This window comes from Mesorhizobium sp. A623 (genome assembly GCF_054489405.1).
This window is the reverse complement of record NZ_JBTMXB010000029.1, coordinates 17,080-37,943: the sequence shown is the minus strand read 5'-3', so window position 1 is coordinate 37,943 and position 20,864 is coordinate 17,080. Positions and strand designations below refer to the sequence as shown.

16 protein-coding genes are annotated in these 20,864 nt (G+C 61.2%); 9 read left to right on the top strand and 7 right to left on the bottom strand.

Annotated elements, in window-relative coordinates; genetic code table 11:
• Window positions 1-2: 2 nt before the first annotated feature.
• From tssB to ACX3P1_RS21850, 7 genes are all read right to left on the bottom strand, one after another.
• On the bottom strand, window positions 3-512 hold the full coding sequence (tssB, locus tag ACX3P1_RS21880) for a type VI secretion system contractile sheath small subunit (protein WP_459081713.1): 510 nt from the start codon (window positions 510-512) through the stop codon (window positions 3-5).
• A 62-nt stretch (window positions 513-574) separates the two neighbouring features.
• Window positions 575-1,687, bottom strand: coding sequence for a type VI secretion system protein TssA (gene tssA, locus ACX3P1_RS21875; RefSeq protein WP_459081712.1), 1,113 nt, complete (start codon window positions 1,685-1,687; stop codon window positions 575-577).
• A 134-nt stretch (window positions 1,688-1,821) separates the two neighbouring features.
• Window positions 1,822-2,490 (bottom strand): DUF6931 family protein, encoded by a 669-nt coding sequence (locus tag ACX3P1_RS21870; RefSeq protein WP_459081711.1) that lies wholly within the window; start codon window positions 2,488-2,490, stop codon window positions 1,822-1,824.
• Between the two features lie 13 nt (window positions 2,491-2,503).
• Window positions 2,504-4,489 carry a type VI secretion system Vgr family protein gene (locus ACX3P1_RS21865; protein WP_459081710.1) on the bottom strand — a complete coding sequence of 662 codons (1,986 nt, stop codon included), beginning with the start codon at window positions 4,487-4,489 and terminating at the stop codon, window positions 2,504-2,506.
• Window positions 4,490-4,550: 61 nt separating this feature from the next.
• A complete protein-coding gene (locus ACX3P1_RS21860; RefSeq protein WP_459081709.1) occupies window positions 4,551-5,027 on the bottom strand; it encodes an Hcp family type VI secretion system effector in 477 nt (158 codons plus the stop codon).
• A gap of 69 nt (window positions 5,028-5,096) precedes the next feature.
• Entirely contained in the window at window positions 5,097-7,838 is a 2,742-nt protein-coding gene (gene tssH, locus ACX3P1_RS21855) for a type VI secretion system ATPase TssH (RefSeq protein ID WP_459081708.1), read from the bottom strand.
• 139 nt (window positions 7,839-7,977) lie between these two features.
• Window positions 7,978-8,304 carry an STAS domain-containing protein gene (locus ACX3P1_RS21850; protein ID WP_459081707.1) on the bottom strand — a complete coding sequence of 109 codons (327 nt, stop codon included), beginning with the start codon at window positions 8,302-8,304 and terminating at the stop codon, window positions 7,978-7,980.
• A 158-nt stretch (window positions 8,305-8,462) separates the two neighbouring features.
• Between ACX3P1_RS21850 and ACX3P1_RS21845 the strand changes: the two genes are divergently transcribed.
• The 9 genes from ACX3P1_RS21845 to tssM all read left to right on the top strand — a co-directional run bounded on the left by ACX3P1_RS21845 (window position 8,463) and on the right by tssM (window position 20,764).
• Entirely contained in the window at window positions 8,463-9,491 is a 1,029-nt protein-coding gene (locus ACX3P1_RS21845) for an ATP-binding protein (RefSeq protein WP_459081706.1), read from the top strand.
• Window positions 9,488-9,868: a PAAR domain-containing protein gene (locus tag ACX3P1_RS21840; protein ID WP_459081705.1), complete on the top strand. Its 381-nt coding sequence runs from the start codon at window positions 9,488-9,490 to the stop codon at window positions 9,866-9,868. The genes ACX3P1_RS21845 and ACX3P1_RS21840 overlap by 4 nt, the downstream gene beginning before the upstream one ends.
• Window position 9,869: 1 nt before the next feature.
• Complete coding sequence (locus tag ACX3P1_RS21835) at window positions 9,870-10,973, top strand: methyltransferase domain-containing protein (RefSeq protein ID WP_459081704.1); 1,104 nt, start codon at window positions 9,870-9,872, stop codon at window positions 10,971-10,973.
• Between the two features lie 30 nt (window positions 10,974-11,003).
• The gene (locus ACX3P1_RS21830) at window positions 11,004-11,777 is read left to right on the top strand and encodes an FHA domain-containing protein (RefSeq protein ID WP_459081703.1); all 774 of its coding nucleotides are present in this window, start codon (window positions 11,004-11,006) and stop codon (window positions 11,775-11,777) included.
• A 51-nt stretch (window positions 11,778-11,828) separates the two neighbouring features.
• Window positions 11,829-12,332 carry a type VI secretion system lipoprotein TssJ gene (gene tssJ, locus ACX3P1_RS21825; protein ID WP_459081701.1) on the top strand — a complete coding sequence of 168 codons (504 nt, stop codon included), beginning with the start codon at window positions 11,829-11,831 and terminating at the stop codon, window positions 12,330-12,332.
• Between the two features lie 71 nt (window positions 12,333-12,403).
• Window positions 12,404-13,735, top strand: a complete 1,332-nt coding sequence (gene tssK, locus ACX3P1_RS21820; protein ID WP_459081700.1) for a type VI secretion system baseplate subunit TssK — start codon at window positions 12,404-12,406, stop codon at window positions 13,733-13,735.
• 329 nt (window positions 13,736-14,064) lie between these two features.
• On the top strand, window positions 14,065-15,438 hold the full coding sequence (gene icmH, locus ACX3P1_RS21815; protein WP_459081699.1) for a type IVB secretion system protein IcmH/DotU: 1,374 nt from the start codon (window positions 14,065-14,067) through the stop codon (window positions 15,436-15,438).
• A complete protein-coding gene (locus tag ACX3P1_RS21810; RefSeq protein WP_459081698.1) occupies window positions 15,435-17,234 on the top strand; it encodes a type VI secretion protein IcmF/TssM N-terminal domain-containing protein in 1,800 nt (599 codons plus the stop codon). The genes icmH and ACX3P1_RS21810 overlap by 4 nt, the downstream gene beginning before the upstream one ends.
• Entirely contained in the window at window positions 17,231-20,764 is a 3,534-nt protein-coding gene (tssM, locus tag ACX3P1_RS21805) for a type VI secretion system membrane subunit TssM (protein WP_459081697.1), read from the top strand. Before ACX3P1_RS21810 ends, tssM begins: the two co-directional genes overlap by 4 nt.
• Window positions 20,765-20,864: the final 100 nt, after the last annotated feature.

The following is a 20,864-nucleotide window of genomic DNA, read 5'->3' as shown; positions in this document are numbered from 1 at the left end:
AATCACGCTCCCTTGTTTTCGGTGCCAAGCTCACCGGCCAGGGCCGTCAACTTGTCCGTATTCTGCAAGACTTCTTCCAACAGGCTTTCGAGCTCCTCCGAGCGGTCCACCTTGGACATCAGGTCCCTAAGCTTGTTGCGTACGGCCAGCAGCTTGCGAAGCGGCTCGACCTGGTTGACCACGGCTGCCGGCTCGAAATCGTCCATCGATTTGAACTTGAGCGAAACGGCCATTTGGGACTCATCGCCAGCCAGCGTGTTGTCGACCTTGAATTCCGCTCCCGGTGTCATGCGTTGCATCACATCGTCAAAATTGTCGCGGTCCACCTGAATGAACTTGCGGTCGCGCAACGGCTTCAGCGGCTCATACGACTTTCCCGAAAAATCACCGATTACGCCGACAACGAAAGGCAGTTCCTTGCGGACCTCCGCACCTTCCGTTTCGACATCGTAGGTAATGTGCACGCGGGGCTTTCGTACCCGGCTCAGTTTCTTTTGAACACTCTCTGCCATGGTGGCTTCCTCTCCAGCGGGTTAGCTTTACAAAATCGGTCCGGGGCGGTTATCGTCCCCGGTCAGGCGATTGCTTCAATATTCCGTATTCCGGCTGCCCTTAAAATACGCTGAACCTGCGCGGGATCCTCGGCCAGTTCCACGAGCAATTCTTGCAGTGTCATGCGAGCCCGCCTCACCGCCTCCTCCAGCGTGTAGGAGGTTGGCGATTGCGGCTCGGTCTTCCGAAAATAGGCGGCGATACGGATCAGATCCGAAAGCGCTTCATCCCGTGAGGAATAGCCTTCCACGCGTGGAGCGGCAGATGTGGCACTAGTACCGCCTGCCGCCGGGTCCGCGCCTTCAGCCGCTTCTTCTTCCTCGGACGCCACATACGCCACGGAAGCCAATTTATCGGCAGCGAAATGGCGTACCGCGCTGTTGATTTCTTCCAAAAGCTCCCGCAACGCCGAAATAGGCGGCGAATCAACTCCCGCGACCGCATCGAACGTGGCCGACATGTTGGCGAGTGCCGCAAGACAGCCGTCGACCAGCTTCACGGTCGTCGCAAATTCACTGGCCGGCGTTTCGGCGACGCTTTGAGCGAACTGCTCCATTGTCACGGCGCCAGCCGATATCCGCGCCGTCTTACGGGCCGGATCGGAGACTTTCTCAAGCTCCGTCGCCTGCTCGTAGCTCCACAGGGAATACGCGGCCATCGAGCCGCGGGTCAGGGTTGTAAGACGGACCGGCTGAATCAGCGTTCCCACTGCGCCCGCACCGCTAAGCCCGGAAACGGATGTCAATTTGCCTTCGACGCCGTCCTCGTCCAGTTCAGGAAAGCAAGCCCCCCAGAAGTTCGCAGCGATCCCACTCAGGGTCAGCAATCCGTCGCGCAACCCGCTAAAACCCTGCCGGCGCACGAGGGCTTCGACGAGCCACGACGCGACCTCAAGATCCTTGGCATGATTGGCAAGGATCTCCACCGCCGTTTCCAGCACGACGTCCCATTCTTCCGGGGGCGGCGACCCTATCTCAACCGAGGCACGCTCCGCCGAGCGCGCTGCGTTGCGAGCGTCTTTCGTGCGATAATAGAGGGACGAAGAAGTAGTATCCGCACGCGGATCGGTGCCCGCCGGGACCTCATCCGAGATCGGCAGCAGAAGCTGTTCAACATCAACGACTTGCGCTGACATGCGCAATGATCCTTTTCTTCCTCGAAGACCACGTCCGGTGCCCCTGCACACGACCGACACACGGTCAACTACCGACGCTTCTTACACTAGACCACAAACCCCCGAAGGACTCCAGATCACAACCGCGTGGGCCATCAAAATCCTGTTCTATGTCCCGCGACTTGCCCGGAAGCTTGCCCAGAAGCTTGCAATGACGGCTGCACCCTTATCGGGCGATCACCATCAAGCCGTCCATTTCCACCGTTTGCAATATCGACGCCGCGCTCGATCGCCTTTTCAAATCGCGTGTTCTGATGCGCCGCGTCGCCGCTGGCAATCGACAGAAGGACGGAGGCGCCCACTCCTATCGGCCCCAGTTTCGGATCGGGCAACGCTTCCGGCATGTTCTCCGACGCCATGCTTCCGCCTGACCAGAATGCAGCAAGGGCAGCATAGGCGGGCGCACCCTCGAAATTTGCCGACTCGGCTGCTTCCATGCAGGAGCGGCGGTTCATATCGTTCGGCTCATAGACCCAGTTCGCCGTTCGGTCGAGTGCCAGCGACTGGGTCGCGGTGGGCTCGGCCAGATTGCCGTGCGCGACCACGCAGGCCCACCACACGCCCTCGCGTATCGGCAGCGTAAAAGCGAGAAACCGCATCGCATCGCCAACCAGCCTGGCATCGACCAAAAGCGCCAGATACCCTTGCGGCGACAGGCCCGGCACGAGAAATGCCGCGGCTTCGGCCGACAGATCGACACGTTTGCAGATTTCCGCGGCAGCGCCTTCGGAAATCTTGCGGAACGGTTCAGTCTGTATCTTCACGTCGTTCCGATCCCTAGTTGATCTTGACCATGCCGCCGGCGAGCTTCGCCACGCCGCTTCCGGTCATATCCAGCATAGGAGCCTTGATCTCGGCTTTGGCTGTTCCCTCGATCGAGACCTGAAGGCCATTCACCTTGATCCCCTGGGGTGTCACTTCGACCGTGTTGTCGCCGCATTTGAGAAGCACCCCTAGCTGGGCCTCAAGCGTGATCTTGCCGGCCTTCGCTTCGGTGGTCTGGTTTCCGAGTTTCAGGGTCAGCGTGTCGTTGCCCTTGTCGAGGGTCAGCACACGATTTCCCGCCTTGATGTCGAGCGTCTCGTTTCCCTGAGTAATCGTCTCGCTGCGGTTTCCCTTGCTGATGGTGGTCGCGTCATTGCCCTCGGAAATCGTAGTGGTGCGATTGTTCTTGATGGTACGGGTCTGATCATGCCCGACATCCAGCGTGTCGTCATTCTCGACCTCACGTTGAAAATCCTTTTCGGCGTGGAAAACAATCTTCTCCGCGCCCTTCTTGTCCTCGAACGACAATTCGTTGGCATTGGCGGTAGCGCCGGAAAGCGTGCTGCGCGACAGAAACCCGCTTTTGGTCATACCGTCCGGCAGCGCCCAGGGGAGCGCATTGGCGCCATTGTAGACCGCGCCTGTAACGAGCGGGCGATCCGGATCGCCATCGAGGAACTGGACTACGACTTCCATGCCAATCCTGGGAATGAACACCGTACCCCAGCCGCTGCCCGCCAGTGCTTGCGCGACATGCACGAAGCAAGAGCTTTTCTCGTTTTTGGTCCCGTAGCGGTCCCATGGGAACTGGATACGGATCCGACCGTATTTGTCGGTATGGATATCCTGCCCCGAAGGCCCGACCACCATCGCCGTCTGCGGACCGCGCACGATCGGCCTGAGAGCTTGCAACGGCCTGCGCGCCAATCGCGCCGCAGGAATGCACGTGAAACTGTTGCGGTAATAGGGCTTGCCCTCCATACCCGGGCGGATGGTGAAGTGTGTTTTATCCTGGGCTTCGTGACGCACTTCGGTCACGACGTGCTTCTGGTTCTTGAGCGCCTCGACCGGATGCTCGGAAAGGGTAAACCGGTGACCAGGTGTAAAACGCGCGCAGTTTCCCTTGCCGTTGGCTACCTCGAACCCCGCATCGACGCCGTCTACGGCAACGCTTGCCAACCGCGTCAGCGTCGCCGGCTTCAGCGAGCCCGCCGGAAACCGGTAATGTTGCCAATTCTTCGAAGTGGCGGGATTGAGGCTGGTTTTGCCACTGCCCTCCAGCGTGCTGCCGGGTGCCTCGAAATCATAGTCGCCGACGGTCCATTTCGCGTCGGTCAGATTGGCGGCAAAGTCCATCTTGTACACGGCGTCGGCGGCGTCCTCGATGTTCTGCCGGAAACCGACATTTGCCGGGGAGGCATCGGCGTAGCCCGTCGCACTGTCCGCCAAGATGAGCTTGTGGGAGCCCTTCTCGTGCGTGAAATAATAGATAATGCCTTCTTCGGCGAGCAGGCGTTCAATGAAGCCCAGGTTCGTTTCGCCAAACTGCACGCAATAGTCGCGCTTGTCGTAGGTGGCCTTCAATCGATTTTCAAAGGTTACACCGCCATCGCGGAGCAATTCCTCTACGATATCGACGGCGGACTTCTCCTGGAAAACCTTGTAGTCGGACGTTCGGTCGAGCAGCCAAAGCGTCGGCACTACGACCATCGTGAACAATCGGTAGCTGCTGCGCGTGAGTTCGCCGCCGGATAATGAAACGACGATGCCATTGACGATGCGGAGAATTCCGCCGGGGCGCGCCATGGAAAGAGTGACGCTCTTGCCGAGAAGATCCTTCGGCGCGATCATCGCCTCGTTCGATAGCGCCGATATTGTAAACTCGAAAAGCCGCGATACCCCCTCTACCCCCGTCGCCTCTGTAGCGACGAGCGCATCCGCCCCAAGAGGGGTCTCCAGGACAAGCCAGTGCTCTCCCTGTACAAGCGGTTCGGCCATTCAGTTTTCTGCCTCGGGAAGCGCCCGGCCGGAGGGGTCGGGCGCTGCAAAGAGTTGGGAATCAGCCGCTCTTCGAGGTCGACAGATCGTAGCTGACGGTCACCGGCGTGCCGGCGGCGTTGCCCTCGTCAAACGGCGTTTGCTTGAACTCGATCTTGGTGAAGTTGATCGAAACCGATTCCGATGGGCGGTCGCCACCGGTGCTGACGCTGTATCCGGAAATGAGCGCGTCGCTCAGTATGTACTCCACATAGGTGTTACCGGGGCTGCCCGTGCTGACCAGGTGGATCTCGACCTTCTTGCCGGCCGCACCGGTGACCGATTCGGTGAACAGCTTGCTGGAAGAGCCGTCGAGCTGCTTGGAGATCACGACCTCGCTAACACTCGGCTGGCTCGCCTCGCGATTGGCGGTCGCGCCACTCGGGCTCGCAATGCCGCGCCCCACCCCGAATTGCAGGCTGGCGACATCGATCCACTTCTTGTGATCTTCGTGTGTGGCCTCGCCGTCGATGCCCTCGTATTTCACATAAATAGCCATAGCTTTCTCCCGTTGTGAACCAAATTTAAGATCCCTGACGGACAGCCCCCGCCGGAGATTGGCAAATCCCTATTCGGCCGAGGCGGTTTCTGCCTCGACTTTCGTAGAGGCCGAATTGACCGTGTCCTCGACCTCACCGTAGGGCTCCCCTTTCGGCGCGAACCGAAACCGTCCATCCGCTTCGATGGACACGACGATGCTGCCAACCTGCCCTCCTTCGGCCATCACCGAAAGAACATGGGCGGACAGTTGCGGCAGCAAACCGCGGGAAAGAATATATTCGATGTTGCGCGCGCCGCTTTCGACTTCCGTGCAGCGGCTGGCAATTTCGGAGACCATATCCTCGTTCCAACTGAGCTCGGCGCGATAGTTCTCGAGATACCGCTTGCGGATGCGGTCAAGCTGCAGCGACACGATCCGGCGGATGATGTCGTCGGCCAGCGGAAAATAGGGAATGACCGAGCAACGGCCGAGAAACGCCGGCTTGAACAACTTCAGCAATTCGGGGCGCAAGGCGTCGGCAAGTTCCTGCGGATCGGGCCGCGTCTTCGGATCGGCGCAAAGTCGATGGATCAGATCCGTTCCGGCATTGGAGGTCATGATGATGACGGTGTTCTTGAAATCGATGTCGCGGCCTTCACCGTCGCGCAGCATGCCCTTGTCGAACACCTGGTAGAACACATCCTGGACGCCAGGATGCGCCTTTTCCATTTCGTCGAACAGAACCACCGAATAAGGGCGTCGGCGAACAGCTTCGGTGAGCACCCCGCCTTCGCCATAGCCGACATAGCCGGGAGGCGACCCGACCAACATCGAGACCTTATGCTCTTCCTTGAACTCCGACATGTTGATGACGGTCAGATTCTGTTCGCCGCCATAGAGAAGATCCGCCACGGCCAGCGCCGTCTCCGTCTTGCCGACACCCGATGTACCAACCATCAGGAAGACACCGATAGGCTTGCGGGGATCGATAAGCTTCGCCCGTGACGTGCGAATAGTCTCGGCGATGGCCTCCAGCGCATGCGGCTGGCCGATGACACGCTCGCCAAGCTTGTCCTTCAGGGCAAGGACGGTCTTGATCTCATTCGATACCATGCGGCCGACGGGTATGCCGGTCCAATTGCCGACGACTTCGGCAATTGCCTGGCTATCGACCGTAACATGCAACAACGGCTTTTCGCCCTGCAGGCTTTCTAAATCGGCTTTGAGCGTCGCCAGTTCTGCTCGCAGTTCGTCTGGCTCCCTTGCGTCCGGTGCCGCCGGCGCGCCTTCCTCGATATCCGCCAGCACGACATGCAAATCGCGGATTTTCCCGACCAGCTCAAGCTCTTGCTGCCACTGCGCCTCGATACTGGCAAGTTCTTGCGCGGTTGTCGCGCGATCAGCCTCCACATGCTTGATGCGCTCGGCATGATCGGTGCCGATCCTTGTCTCGCGAGACAGCACCGCGAGATCCGTGTCCAGCATTTCGATCCGGCGGCGGCGATCTTCCACGGGTGCCGGAACCGCATGGCTTGCAATGGAGACCCGGCCGCAAGCAGTGTCCAGCAGACTGACGGCCTTGTCGGGTAACTGTCGGCTCGGAATATAACGCCGCGACAGGCGCACCGCGTCCTCGACCGCCTCGGCCAGAATGCGCACGCCGTGATGCTGCTCGAGCGTGGGGACCAGGCCTCGCATCATGCCGATAGCCGCTTCGTCGTTGGGTTCTTCGACCTTGACGACCTGGAAGCGGCGCGTCAGCGCGGGATCCCGTTCGAAGTATTTCTTGTATTCGGCCCAGGTGGTAGCTGCGATCGTCCGCATCTCTCCCCGCGCCAGTGCCGGTTTGAGCAGGTTGGCCGCATCGTTCTGGCCGGCGGCGCCACCGGCGCCGATCAGGGTGTGCGCCTCATCGATAAACACGATGATCGGCTTCGGCGACGACTTCACACCTTCGATGACATTTTTCAGGCGGTTCTCGAACTCACCCTTCATCCCGGCGCCTGCCTGCAGCAGGCCGAGGTCGAGCGAAAGCAATTCCACATCCTTCAAGGCCGGCGGCACATCGCCAGCAGCGATCTTGAGGGCGAACCCTTCCACCACCGCCGTCTTTCCAACGCCGGCCTCACCCGTCAGAATCGGGTTGTTCTGACGCCGCCGGGTCAGAATATCGACGATCTGCCGCGTTTCGGCGTCACGACCGAGAACTGGGTCGATCTTGCCTTCGCGTGCGCGTGCCGTCAGGTTGATCGTGTATTGTTCGAGTGCCGAGTTCGCGGTGGAACTCGGCGGCGAGCCCGCGGGCGACGCCTTGCCGCCGCTGGTAGACCCAAGATTTACACCGCCAGCTTCGCTGCTGTCCGCGACGATCTTGGCAAACGAAAGGCGCAGCGTCTCGACATTGATCCGGGAAAAAAGCGGCGACGCGTCGCGCGCGATCGCCGCCAGACTGTCGTCGCCGAGCAACGCAGCCATCAGATGGCCACTGCGGATCGCGGCAACGTTGTACTCCAGGGACGCGAATACCCAGGCTTCACGAACGAGTTTGACGACGTTGGGCGCAAGCGCCGGCGAACGAGCGTTACCAGTCTTCAACCGATCCAGCGTCTTGGCCAGATCAGTTGCCAATCGACCGGCGTCGATCTCGAAATGGCGAAGGATCGCGGCAATGTCGCCGTCCGTCGACTCAACGAGCTTGGATAGCCAGTGCTCAATCTCGACGTTGTAATGCGTGCGGGAAAGGGTCAGCCCCACCGCACCTTCAAGAGTTGATCGGCAATGCTGGTCCAGCCGCCCAACAAGGGCCTGCAAATCTACGTTAAGCACCATACCCCCCTCAAACCCTAGCCGAATTGAAACAGCAAAAGCGGTAACAACCGGTGGACCCCCCCTTTCCGCGACTCTGGAAAAATGCGAGTGAATTACTCTAGGTCTGACTTTTCCTGACGTCTACGAGATTTTTGCGAAATTACGTTACGGCCGCTTCCACAGTGGGAAACACTGGAAACAGCCTTAAAAAACCACTCATCTCGAAAACGAGACGAATTCGACTGTTGAGGCCGGTGAGCGCCATCTGGCCGCCGGCCGCCTTTACTTTCTTTGCCGCCGAGAGAAACGCCGACAGGCCCGTACTGCTGATATACTCAAGATTCGAAAGGTCGACAATAAGCTGAGTATCGCCACGATCAATGACGGAACTGAGATGTCGATCGAAGATCGGAGAAGAAGTTGTGTCAATCCTGCCGCTTGGCGCAATTATAAGCTTGCCGTCGCGACGACTCTCGGCGATGTCCATGACGATGAATGCCTCGCGCTTCTTTCAAATCCGTTCTTTTTAGGCTACACCGCCAGCCACAGCTCCGCAACGCCCGCCATCCTTCAAGAGAGCTCCCCGTGTCGTCAGAAACGTATTCTTGTGATGTTGGCGTGTGACCTTCCGCATAGGAGGCTGTCGTGAACGAGCCTCACATGGATGATGATCTCGCCACAATCATCAGGAACGCCTTGCTGCCCCAACGCTTTCCGGTCCGGCGCGATGTCGAGCTCGGCGCGGGTGTTCGCCATTGTGACGGGTCGGTCTGTTTTCACGATAATGTGTGGCTCGCCCAGCAAATGCTGGCAGTGGCGACGGTTCGCATAGGCGGGGATGGCGTCAAAGGCGCACTCGCCGCCGCCTCGTTTCGACACCTTCTACGCGCGGCTCTTACGCTTCTCGAAAGTCCCGAGTCCGCGCTGGTTGCCTGCAGGAAGGGTTTTCCCGACGCGGATCTGGATGTGGCCGTCGTTCTGCTCGATATAGCCACCGGCACGATGGCGTCGGCAACTGCCGGGCGGGCGCGCATCGACGTGGTAGCCCGCAAGGAGGTCACCACATGGCTTGCCCCCGGCGAAATCGCATGGCTGTCTACCGGCGCTGTGCCCCCACCTTCCAGTTCGGAGATGCCGCTTGAAGGCCTGGAGCGTCTGGTCGATCGTGAGATCGAACGCGCCAAGGGTGGGTGTGCCGCCGTCGCGCTGTTTCGGTCCGATGTCCGTCCCGCCAGGACGGCGACATTCGTTATGCTCAATGACGCCCTCGCGATCCCGGGCGTTCTCAGGCAGGTCGACATGTTCTTTGCGCGTCATGCGCTCGCCCACGACGCTGTCGAGGGCATCGAGGTGGCGCTTGACGAGATTCTTTCCAACGTCACCGGTTACGCATTTCGGGACGGAAACGCGCACGAAATCCTTGTCATGCTGCGCGTCGATGTGGCAGAACTGCTGATAGAGATACGGGACGATGGAATGCCGTTCGATCCGCTCGGAATACCCCGCCCCGATCTTTCCGCTGACATTGAAGCCCGCCAAGTCGGCGGGCTCGGCATGCATTTCGTCCACACCGTGCTTGATGAGATCGGGTACCAGCGCAAGAGCGGCTGGAATGTGCTGACGCTCCATAAGCGTCTGGCGCGAACAACGCGGCTTGAGGAGACCCCACCATGAACGCAGCTCGCATGGGCGATCGGATGTTGCAAGACGCGCCGCACTGCCATGCGCCGATTCATCCGGCAGCGCCAACGCCAACGCCGACCCCGCATCCGGCCATGCCGCTCGCCATCATAAAGGGCCAGCCAAACGTCCTTATAGGCAATATGCCAGCCGCTCGCGTGTCGGACCTGTCGCAGCCGTGTCTTCTGGCCGGTTGTATGCCGGGCGGCCCCGGCATGATCGCCAAGGGCTCGGCCACGGTTCTTATAGGGGGGCTGCCGGCCGCCCGCGTCGGCGACCTGACCGCGCATACGGCATGCGTCGCCCCCATCCCCAGTCCGGTCGGAAAAATCCTGCCACCCGGTTGTCCCACCGTCATAATCGGTGGCTGAGATGCGCCGCAGCCATTTTGAAATGCTCAGGCCGATCTGCCCTGCGTGCAACAGGAGTGGGCATTCGCAAGCGCTGTGCATCAATGTGATCGAAACAGAAACGGATGACGATGTCATCGCGGGAATTCTCGGTTGCGCCCACTGCGGCCGCGAGTATCCGGTGATCGACGGTCTGCCGGTGATCGTGCCCGACGTCCGGCGCTACATCCAGGACAATCTCTTCTATATCATGGCGCGGCGCGATCTGACCCCTGCAGTCGAAAGCCTGCTGGGCGATGCGTCGGGGCCGGGCAGCGGCCTTGATTCGATACGCCAACACGTGTCTTCTTATGTCTGGGACCATTGGGGTGATCAGGACCCGCAGGAAACCGCGCCCGCCGTGGGCGACGCCTCTCCTTCGGGGGTGGCGCGGGCATTGGCTTGCGGCCTTGAGATGGCCACCGACGATTTTCCGCCCGGACCGGTGCTCGACATTGGATGCGGTGCGGGCCGCTCGGTAGTCGAGCTTGCCAGCAGGACCGGACGCCAGATTCTGGGGATCGACATCTCGATGCCGCTTGCCCGCGTTTCCCGCCGCGCGGTCGTCGAAGGCAACGTCGACTATGCGCGCCGACGGGTGGGCGTTGTCTATGACCGCCGGCGCTTCAGCATCGATGCTCCCCATCGCGAGCGGATGGACGTCTGGGTCTGCGACGTTCTCGCGCTTCCGTTCGCGCCGGAGACCTTTGCTCTCGCGGTCGGCCTAAACGTGCTGGACTGCCTGTCCGATCCGCAGCTAGGGTTGAACGAGATCGGACGCGTCGTGCGCGTCGGCGGACAAGCATTGCTGGCTGTTCCCTTCGACTGGGCCGCACAAGTCACGCCGCTTGAAGGTTGGATCGGCGGACATTCGCAGCGCGGACCGCACGACGGTGGCGGCGAAGCCCTCCTTGACCTGATGCTGAGTGACGGCCCCCTTGCGGCCGGGGCGCTGCGCAGAGGTAAGCCAACGCGCGAAGTGCCATGGCACGTGCGCTTGCACGAACGGTCCTGCATGCACTACAGCACCCATCTGGTGGCGGCACGACGCGAGGTGCAAGGTAGGCTCGACGATACCGGCACCTGAGTGACGGGCAAAGAGCGTTTGGAGGGGCGCATGAAACTCAAACTTATCCTGAAGGGACCTGACCGGCTGATGGGCGCCCAGATCGAAAAGACCATGGAGAACGGCAGCCTCGTCGTCGGGCGGTCGCCTGTCGCCGACTGGACGCTGCCAGACCCGGAGCGCATCGTATCAAAAGCGCACTGCCGCATAGACAGGGACGTCAGTGGCTTCGTGCTGACCGACACGTCGACCAACGGCGTCGAGATCGACAATGAGGTCGTCGGGTTCGGCCTTCCCCGGCTTCTGTCGGACGGCAATGTGGTGAAGCTCGGCGACGCGGTTATCCTGGTCCGACTGGAGGCTGATGCACCCTTGCAAGAGCCTACGCAATCGCCCCGCCCGGCGGCGGCCGGGGCAGGCCAGGAAGGCCCGTTCGGGTCAGCCGAGAAGGCTGCCCCTGCCAGCGCGCCGCAGCCGCCGCCTTTACAAGACGGACTAGGTCAACCCGGTTCGCCGGAGCCTATACTGGACGACTGGTGGGCACCGCAGGGATCATTTGAACCAAGCAGGAATCCGATTTCCGTGGATATCTCTTCAAATGAAGAGCAAGAGACTATTCGGAATTCCATAAAAGGCCAAGACTCGTTAGCATCCACGAGTGGTGAGGCTGTGATACTTGATTTACCTGTTGCAGGGGTCGAGTTGAGTCGCTTTATCAAAGCCGTGGAAGCAGCGGCGACGGATTTGCCGGACATCGAACGGCAAAGGTTTTGTGAACGGCTACGCGCTCTTCTTCTCGACGGGAGTAAATTCCTGCCTGAGTAATGCGTTTGTTTTTACGCTGGTTTAACGCCAGCAAGTTGCGGGGGTGGTTTCATGTCCGGTATTCTCCGGCCATGGTTGGTGTTTGCGGTGGTTCTATGCCTGTCGGGCTGTGGACTGCTCACAAAAAAACCGCCCGCCACGGAGATCGAGATCAAGCCCGCGCCGGCCGAAGCGGGGATTGATTTCATCGCGATGGCATCGCCTCTCATCAATCCGTCCCCTGACGGACAGCCTTCGCCCGTGGTTCTTAGGCTCTACCAGCTCAGCGGAGACGCGGCATTCGCAAACGCCAGTTTCAAGCAGCTATGGGAGCAGGACGAAGCAACGCTGGGGCCGACCATGCTGGGCAAGGCGGAAATCATGCTTAATCCGGGCGGCGTGGAGCGGATCAAGGCAAAGCTTGTCGAGGGTACCGTGATTGTGGCCGTCGTCGTCGGCTTCCGCGATTTTGAGCAGACGAAATGGCGCGCTATGATCCCTTTGCAAGGGGAAAAGAAACTCAAGCTGAAAGCGGAGCTCAAGACGAGTTCGGTCGACCTTGGGCCTCAGGATTGAGGTCGGGCCTGGCTGTGGGGCGGATATGATTGGCAGCGACATCTCGCGACGAGGGTACGGGGAATTACAGCATGCCGTTCGGTGACAAGGTGATCTGGTCCGAGGGCATGTTCATTCGTGCCCAGCACTTCCAGCAGAGTATCCGCTCCATGGAGCGGATGCTCGATGGGCGGGTGCGCGCGCTTCGTGCCTATGGGTGGGGTTTGGCCGAGCTCAAGCTCAACCGCGAGCTTCTGTCGATCGGCCGCTTCGCGGTGGAGCATGCGACAGGGGTATTCGAGGACGGCACTCCGTTCACCGCGCCCGACAGTGCGGACGATCTCATACCGCTGCAACTTGGCGAAAACATACGCGACACCATCGTCTACCTGACGCTGCCCATCACCCAACCCGGCAGCCGCGAGGCGGCCGGCGCGGAAGTCGACACCCTGACTCGCTACACGTCGAAGGACATCGAGATTGCCGATTCCAACAGCAGCGAGCGAGCACCCGTATCGATAACCGTCGGCAAGCTCCGGCTGCGCTACGCGCTGGAATCCAGCGAGAGTGCCGGCCTCCTCAGAATCGGCCTGGCGCGCATCCTGGAGGTCCGCGCCGACAATACCGTCGTTCTCGACGACAGCTATATTCCGCCGGCGCTCGATGCCCGGACATCACCTGTACTGACAGGGCTGCTCACCGAGATCGTCGGCCTTCTGAACCACCGCGGCGAGGCAATAGCCTCCCGACTTGCTGCCGGCAGCGCGGGCACGACAGCCGAGTTGACCGACACGCTGATGTTGCAGACGATCAACCGCTGGCAGCCTGTGTTCACGCATCTCGCCTCCATCTTTTGCGTGCATCCCGAAACGATCTTCCTGAACGCCGTCACCCTGGCCTCGGAACTCGCCACGTTCACGACGCCCAATCACCGCCCGCGTCCCTTTCCCGTCTATGACCATGAACGCCTGCAAATAACGTTTGCTCCGGTGATTGCGGCCGTGCGCCAGTCGTTGAGTGCTGTCCTCGACCGGGGCGCGTTCCTGATTCCACTGACTGAGCATCGCTACGGAATCCGGGTCGCCACGGTGTCGGATCGCTCCATCTATTCAAAATACACGTTCATTCTCGCTGCCCAATCCGACATGCCTGCCGATGCGATGCAGCGGCGGCTGGTCGGCCAGATCAAGATGGGCCCTGTCGAGCAGATAAGAGAACTGGTGAACGCCGCCCTGCCGGGGATCGCTCTGCACGCCTTGCCGGCAGCACCGCGACAAATACCCTACCATACGGGAAAAGCCTATTTCGAACTCGACCGGACCAGTGCCATATGGAAGCAAACCGGCAACTCCGCTGGACTTGCCATCCACATGGCTGGTGAATTTCCCGGACTGGAACTCGAACTGTGGGCCGTGAAGGCTTAGGATCGAATTGACATGATCGAGATGGCACATGACGTTGTCGCAATAGCCAAGGGCCTGAGAACCCGACGGGGTTTGCCGTCCTGGCTGCGCCTTTCTACAACGTTTTGTGTAGCCGTTGATGGTCGCCATCAGCTTCGCCTTTGCTTATCCGAGCGGAAGCAGACACGGCCTGATACCGCCTCAACCGGACCAACGGGCTCGAGCCTCGCGATTGGCCGAAGGTCTATTCCAGAAGGAGTGCTGCGCTGAGCGATCCTTTTTCCTATTTCTCGAAGGCCGACGACACGATCAGACAATCGCTGCCAGGGGGCGATCTGCGGCCCTCGCCCATGCGCGGCAACACGCGCAACCAGCCCGATTTCGGCGCGTTGTCGCTGGACGAGGACTTTTTCGGCGGCAGCCCGCCGTCGGGTGGCAACCAGTTCGACCAGCGTTTCGCGCCACGCGAGCGTGCTTCGGTCAGCGATGCCATGCGCCCGCGCCCCGACTCCAGCATAGACAAGGCCTTCGACCTCGCCGCGATCAACCCACTGGTGAGTGCCGCCGCCCCGCTGCTGTGGCTGGCCGGGCGTCTCAACGAGAGTGCTCCACCAGATAATATCGCCGAGTTTCGTGATCTCACCATCAACGAAATCAAACGTTTCGAAACAGCGGCCATGGCCAAGGACGTGCCCAGCCGGATCGTTAGGATCGCACGCTACGCCCTGTGTGCGACCATTGACGACATCATTCTCAACACGAATTGGGGCGGCCAGTCCGGTTGGGCCAGCGGCAGTCTGGTCAGCAGCCTCTATAATGAAACCTGGGGCGGCGAACGCTTTTACGATCTGCTTTCGCAATTGCTGATGAGCCCCGAAGACGACGTCGACGCGCTTGAACTGATGGCGATCTGCCTGGCCGTGGGTTTCGTCGGCAAATACCGTGTAGTAGAAGGCGGCCAAGGCCAGCTTACCCGGCTTCGCCACGACCTGTACCGGGCCATTCGCCGCGTGCGCGGGCCCTACGATCGCGACCTGTCGGCTACCTGGCAGGGCGTAACCGCGCCGCATAAGCCGCCGCGCATCATGGCCGACCCCTGGCTTGCCGGAATGATCGTCTTGGGGCTGCTTGCCGCATTGTGGATTTTTTCCAGCCTCAGCTTGCGCGGCAGCGTCGAGGCCGCGGCCGAGCAGATCAAAGCGCTGGCTCCGGCTACGCCGATCGTCGTCAACCATGCCGCCGTGCCCGCCATCCCCGAGCCTGTGCCTCCGACCCGGCAAACCCAGATCGAGAGGATATCGACCTTTCTGGCCGACGACATAGCGAGCGGCAGCGTCGAAGTATCGCCATCGGGAAGCTCCGTCGTCATTCGGATGCTCAAGGCTTCGTTCCCTTCGGGTGGAAAGGATATCGCCTCGGACGAAGACCCGCTGATCGGCCGCATCGGAAGCGCCCTGAACGGCGAAAAGGGGCCGATCCTCGTTATCGGGCATACCGATAACGTTCCGGTCGGCGCGGGCAGCCCGCTTGGGGACAACATGGCAATTTCGGTCGCGCGGGCCAATTCTGCTGCCGATATGCTGCGCCGGCACGTCTCCGCTCCATCGCGCGTGAATTTTGAAGGGCGAGGCGAAAACGACGCCATCGCCTCCAATGCGACCGCGGAAGGCCGCGCCCGCAATCGGCGCGTCGAATTCCAGATTCCGATGGAACCGGCGCCATGAGATCATGGTTCCGGATCAACTGGCTGGCAGGTCTTTGCCTTTCGATTGCCGCTAGTTGGGCTATCTGGAATTACGCGCCGCTCGCTGACGCCCAACTGCGTTTTGCGGCCTGTATCGCCCCGCTCGTCCTCCTGGCCTTGATCCCGGCCCTCTTGGGGCGACGCATCGGCGCCACCCAGACCCATCCGGGCTCACCTGGGTTTCGCGAGCAGCGGCAGGCAGCAATGACTTTCCTTTCCAACAGGGGTCTGCAAGGCCGCGGGGGCCGCCAATCCGTTCCGCTCTATCTGCTGATCGGCGCACCCGGCGTTGGCAAGTCGAGCTTGCTCGACAAGTCCGGGATGCGGCTCAGTATGCCCACAACCATTGGCCATGCCACGTGGTGGGTTGGGGAAGAAGCGATTTTCGTCGAAACCTCAATCGGTGCGCCTGACCAGAAACTGGGCGAGGCCTGCGAATTAATCAAGCAGTTGCGCCCGGCCCAGCCCATCAACGGAACGGTATTCGTACTCAGCCCCGCCGACCTGACACTTGCCGACCAGACCGAACACCGTGAGTTCTCGCAAAATGCCCTGCTTGGTTTGCGCGAAATCGAGGCCGTGACGGGACAGACCGCGCCCGTTTACATGCTGCTGACCAAGATCGACCTGCTTCCGGGATTCCAGGAGTTCTTCGATCGGCAAGAACCCCAGGAGCGGTTGCAACCCTGGGGTTTTACGCTGCCTTTTCGGGCTCCCGGCGTATCGCTGTCGGCGGACGCCATGAAAGAGGCCGTGTCGCACGGCTACCAGTCGCTGCTTGCAGCAATGCGCGCCCGTCTGGTCGAGTGGGTCTCACGAGAAGCCGATCCCGTACGCTGCGCGCGCATCAACGGGTTCAGCGCGCAGGTCGCAGCCCTCCAGAACACCGTCCAGCCTTTGCTGGACGCGGTGTTTACCAGCGGAGACAAGGCACATAATGGCGCGGCGCTGCGCGGTATCTTTCTGACCAGTGCTCGCCAGGAGGCGCTGTCGATCGACAGTCTTCTGCCAGAACTGTCACGGCGCTTTGCCATGCCACGGGTCGGCATGATTCCGCCTGACCTCGGCTTCGATGACGAAGATCATGGTTATTTCATCGCCGGAACGTTCAAGGACACGATCTTCAAGGAAGCCGGCCTCGTCGGTTTCCATCGCAAAGGCCACATCAGCAATTCTGTAAAGTGGGCCTCGGCCGCAGCGCTGGCGCTCGCCTGCCTCGGCACCGGTTATCTGGTTTTCCAGACCTTCGAGATTGAAACCCGATGGACGACGCGAGGCGTCGAAACGGCAGCACAGACTGACCCGATCACCAGCCCGACAACAGTTGCCGCCCTGTCGACGATCACTGCGGCTTTGCGACGTATGGACAATCTCGAGTCTGCCATGAAGAGCGAAGGCTCCGTCCTTCCGTTGATGGTTGGTCTTGCCGCTCGGCCCAAGCTCGATGCCTCTGTCGAGGAAGCGCGCGTGCGTGTGCGACGCAATGCCTTGCTGCCGAGCCTCGCAGCGTTGATGGAAACGCAGCTTGTCGACCTCGATGCGAGCGTCGAGACGATGAAGGCCCGCATCGCGCTCGCCAGCGCTACAGGTAATCCAGATGACGCGGCTCTCGTGGCATGGCTCGAAGCACAGGCCATGTTGATTCCGGAAGCAGATCGTGGCCTGTTCGTCTCGGAAAGCAAGGCTGCGATTGTCGCTCATGGCAGCTTAGCGATCGACCCGGCTTATCTCGACGCCGCGCGGCGCATGATCGCCTACAAGGAAAGCTTGTCTTGATCCTGTGGCGCAGCCTGCAGCGTGTGGGAAAGCCTCTGCTGAGGTCCGGTTCGCTGCTGACTATTGCCGCGCTTTGCCTCGTGCTACTGATCTGGCTTCTCGGTCCGTTGCTGGCCTTTGGCGAGGCGCGCCCGCTTGGTCCCGCTTCCACCCGCTTGGCCATCATCCTGGTCATCGTCCTTGCCTGGGGCATAGCCGGCTTCTTCATACGGGCCCGCCGCAGCAGCGCCGATCAGGCGCTGCTCGCCACATTGCGCCGGCAAAAGGAAGAGGAACGGCAGGCGGCCGACCAGGTCTGCGACAAGGCGGATGTGGAATTCGCGGCCTTCCGCGATTCCGCACGCGGCGCGATGCGGTTCACGAACAGGGGGCGGTTTAATCCCTACTCTCGCGAGAATTATCGGATCCCCTGGTATCTGGTCATGGGACGAGACGGCGCGGGCAAGACATCGGCTATCCTGAATGGCGGGCTGGCATTTCCATACCAGCCCGAAACGGTGACCGATGCCCCTGCCGTCTTCCATCTCGCCGACCAGGCCGTTTTGGTCGAACTGGCCGGCCGGTTCCTCGAACAAGCGGACCGGGCGTCCTCTTCACTATGGCAGCACCTGCTTGATCATCTGCGCCGACTGCGGCCACAGCAACCGATCAGCGGCCTCATCATCACGATCAGCGCCGGCGAGCTGATGGCGATGACACCGGAATCCGGCCTCGATTTCGGCTCGGCCTTGCGCCGCCGGATCGACGAAATAACCGCTAGGCTGCGCACCCGCCCGCCCATATATATTCTCGTCACCAAGCTGGATCTGCTGGTCGGGTTCGAGGAGTTCTTCGACGCGCTGAACACCGAGGAACGCAACGCGGTCTTGGGATTTTCGCTCGACCCAACCGCAAAGGCCACCAATCCTGGCTTGGCGCTAGAGCACTTCACGCAAGGGTTCTCCGGCATCGTTGGGTCGCTGGCGCGCAATCTGCTGCTGCGGCTACAGGAAGAACCGGACGATCAACGCCGCCTCCGAGCCTTCGAGTTCCCCAACCAGTTCGCCGCGATGCAGCCGACACTGGAGTCCCTGGTGACACAGGTGACGTTTACTCATCGGTTCGAGGCGCCGCCGCTGGTGCGTGGGATGTTCTTTGCGAGCGCGACGCAGAACGGCCTTTCAGTCGACGGCCTTTCCAGCCATCTGGCAAGGAATTTCGCGCAAAAGCCCCAAAACCTGGCGCTGCGCGCCGAGAGTGCCGCTCCGCGCGCGCGCGCCTACTTCCTGCACAAGTTGGTCCACGACATCGTCATCCCGGAGGCCAGTCTCGGCGGCCTCACCCGGCCCGCGGCACTAATGATGCGGGTGCGAGGCGTTGCCGTCAATGCGCTACTGGCTTTGGGGGTCTTTGCGGTGCTCATCTTCTGGTGGCTAGGATTCACCGAGGGCCGGGCCTATACGGCAAGGCTCCAGGATGAAGTGGGCGCTGCACGGGCCAGCCTTGCGGCGGCCTCTCCCGACGGCAAGCTTCCGTCGACCTTCATGCCAGCGCTTGGCGCACTGGACGACCTGCGCAAGCTGGCGAAAGAGCAACCCGCGCGCGCGACCTTCGGCCTCTATGGAACGGCTTCGGTCGAGGAGGCGGCGCGCGCGGCCTACGATCGCGGCATTTCCGGATTGTTGCTGCCATTTGCCAGCCGCTACCTGCACGATGGGTTGGGCGACCCGAAGACGGCCGCCGCGCTACGTTTTCAGCAATTAAAACTCTATCTGATGCTGACAGGCGAGCGGCCCGTGCAGCCATCGACAGCCGCCCTGCTCGGCCCCGATTTCAGCGCCAAATGGTTGCCTTACGATCGCACGCAGCAAATCGACGAGCGGGTTTCAGAGCACCTTGCAGAACTATCGTCGGCCGCGGTGACGCCGCCGCCGTTGATGGACATGCGCCTGGTGGACCGTGCGCGCGGGTTCATGTCCGATTATACCCTCGCCCGTCTTGCCTACGATTCGCTGATTTCCATGCCCGATATCCAGCAGTTGCAATCATGGCGACCCGTTGACCATATGGGGTTATCGGGACCGCAGGCATTGTCGCGCATCAGCGGCTCGAGTTTCTGGGACGGCGTTGCCGGGCTCTATACGAAGTCTGGATTTTTGGACACCGGCTTGCCGGCCACCGGAACCGTTGCCACCGCGCTCGGTGACGACCTGTGGGTGATGGGGGCCGCCGATTCGGCGCTCGACCGGGAGAACGAAATCCAGCGCATCCGCAAGGGGATGCTCGATCTCTATCGGGTGGATTATATCCGATCATGGGACAGCCTGTTGTCCGACCTGACGATCGCCGACGGCACCAGTGCCGGAGAGGTGGCGCGGTCGCTGGCGATCATCACCGGAAGCCCTTCGCCGGTCACTGAGTTGATGCAGGCCATTGTGGCTGAGACCAACCTCGTTCCAGCCGCCAGCCCCGCTGGAGCGGACAAGCTGGCAGGCGCGCTCGCCAAGGCGGCCCCCGTGCAGGTCAAACGCATCGCCGACAGCGTGACGTTACCGCAGCGAGTAGTCGATGTCGGCAAATCCGTGACGGACCATTTCCAGGCCTTTGACAAGGCGGTCAGCGCGGCAGAGGGGCAGCAGTCGCAAGTCGGCGCGATCGTAGCCGCATTGCAACCGCTTTACGCGCAGATCAACCTTGTCGCGACAGGCGGCGACATTCTCGAACTTGGCGCTCAACCACAGACGATCCTCAACCAGTTGGGCGAACAAGTCAGCGCACTGCCCGCACCCTTGCAGCCGCTGTTTCGCCGCATTCTCAGCCAGGTGGCGGCCGTCACCGGAGGCAGTTCGCGGGCACGGTTGGCAGAGATATGGAAGACCACGGTGCTGCCGGCCTGCCAATCGACCACCGAACACCGCTATCCGTTCGAGCCGAAGAGTAGCGACGACGCGTCCATCGCCGATTTTGCTACGGTATTCGCGCCAACTGGACGGATCAATTCATTTCGTAATGACTATCTGAAGCCGTTCATCGACACGACAACCAAGCCCTGGCGGTGGCGAACCGGACAGAAGATCGGCCTCGACCTAAGCGATGAAGTGCTGGCCGGCTTCGAGCGCGCCGCCGACATCACCGACATCTATTTCGGCGCCTCTGCGACGCCAGCGATCAAATTTACGGTTTCGCCGGTGCAGTTGGACCTCAAGGCACGCGCCTTGCAGTTCGATGTCGGCGGACCGACCCTCGTCTATACGCACGGCCCGCTGACGCCGACGGAATTCGGATGGCCGCCGCAGCCCGCCGGTGCCGAAGCGGTCCTGTCCATGACCCCGGAACTGGACGGCGAGCGCAACGCTCTGAGGCGCCAGGGTCCATGGGCGCTCTTCCGGTTATTCGATGCCGGCCATATCCTGAATCCCGACGCCACCGATGTGGTGCCCTACGGCTTTACGATCGGCAGTCGAAAGGCGGTGCTCGATGTAACGGTATCGGCCGCGAGGAATCCATTCGCCAAGGACACCCTTGCGGATTTCAAATGTCCGGTGCTGTGACGCCAGCGGCAGGCTCCGTTGACAGGCGGCGGCACGCTGATCATCTTCACGCGTCAGCGAAGGTATCCGCCTCGCCAGTGTCTCCAGCAGGAACTCACCT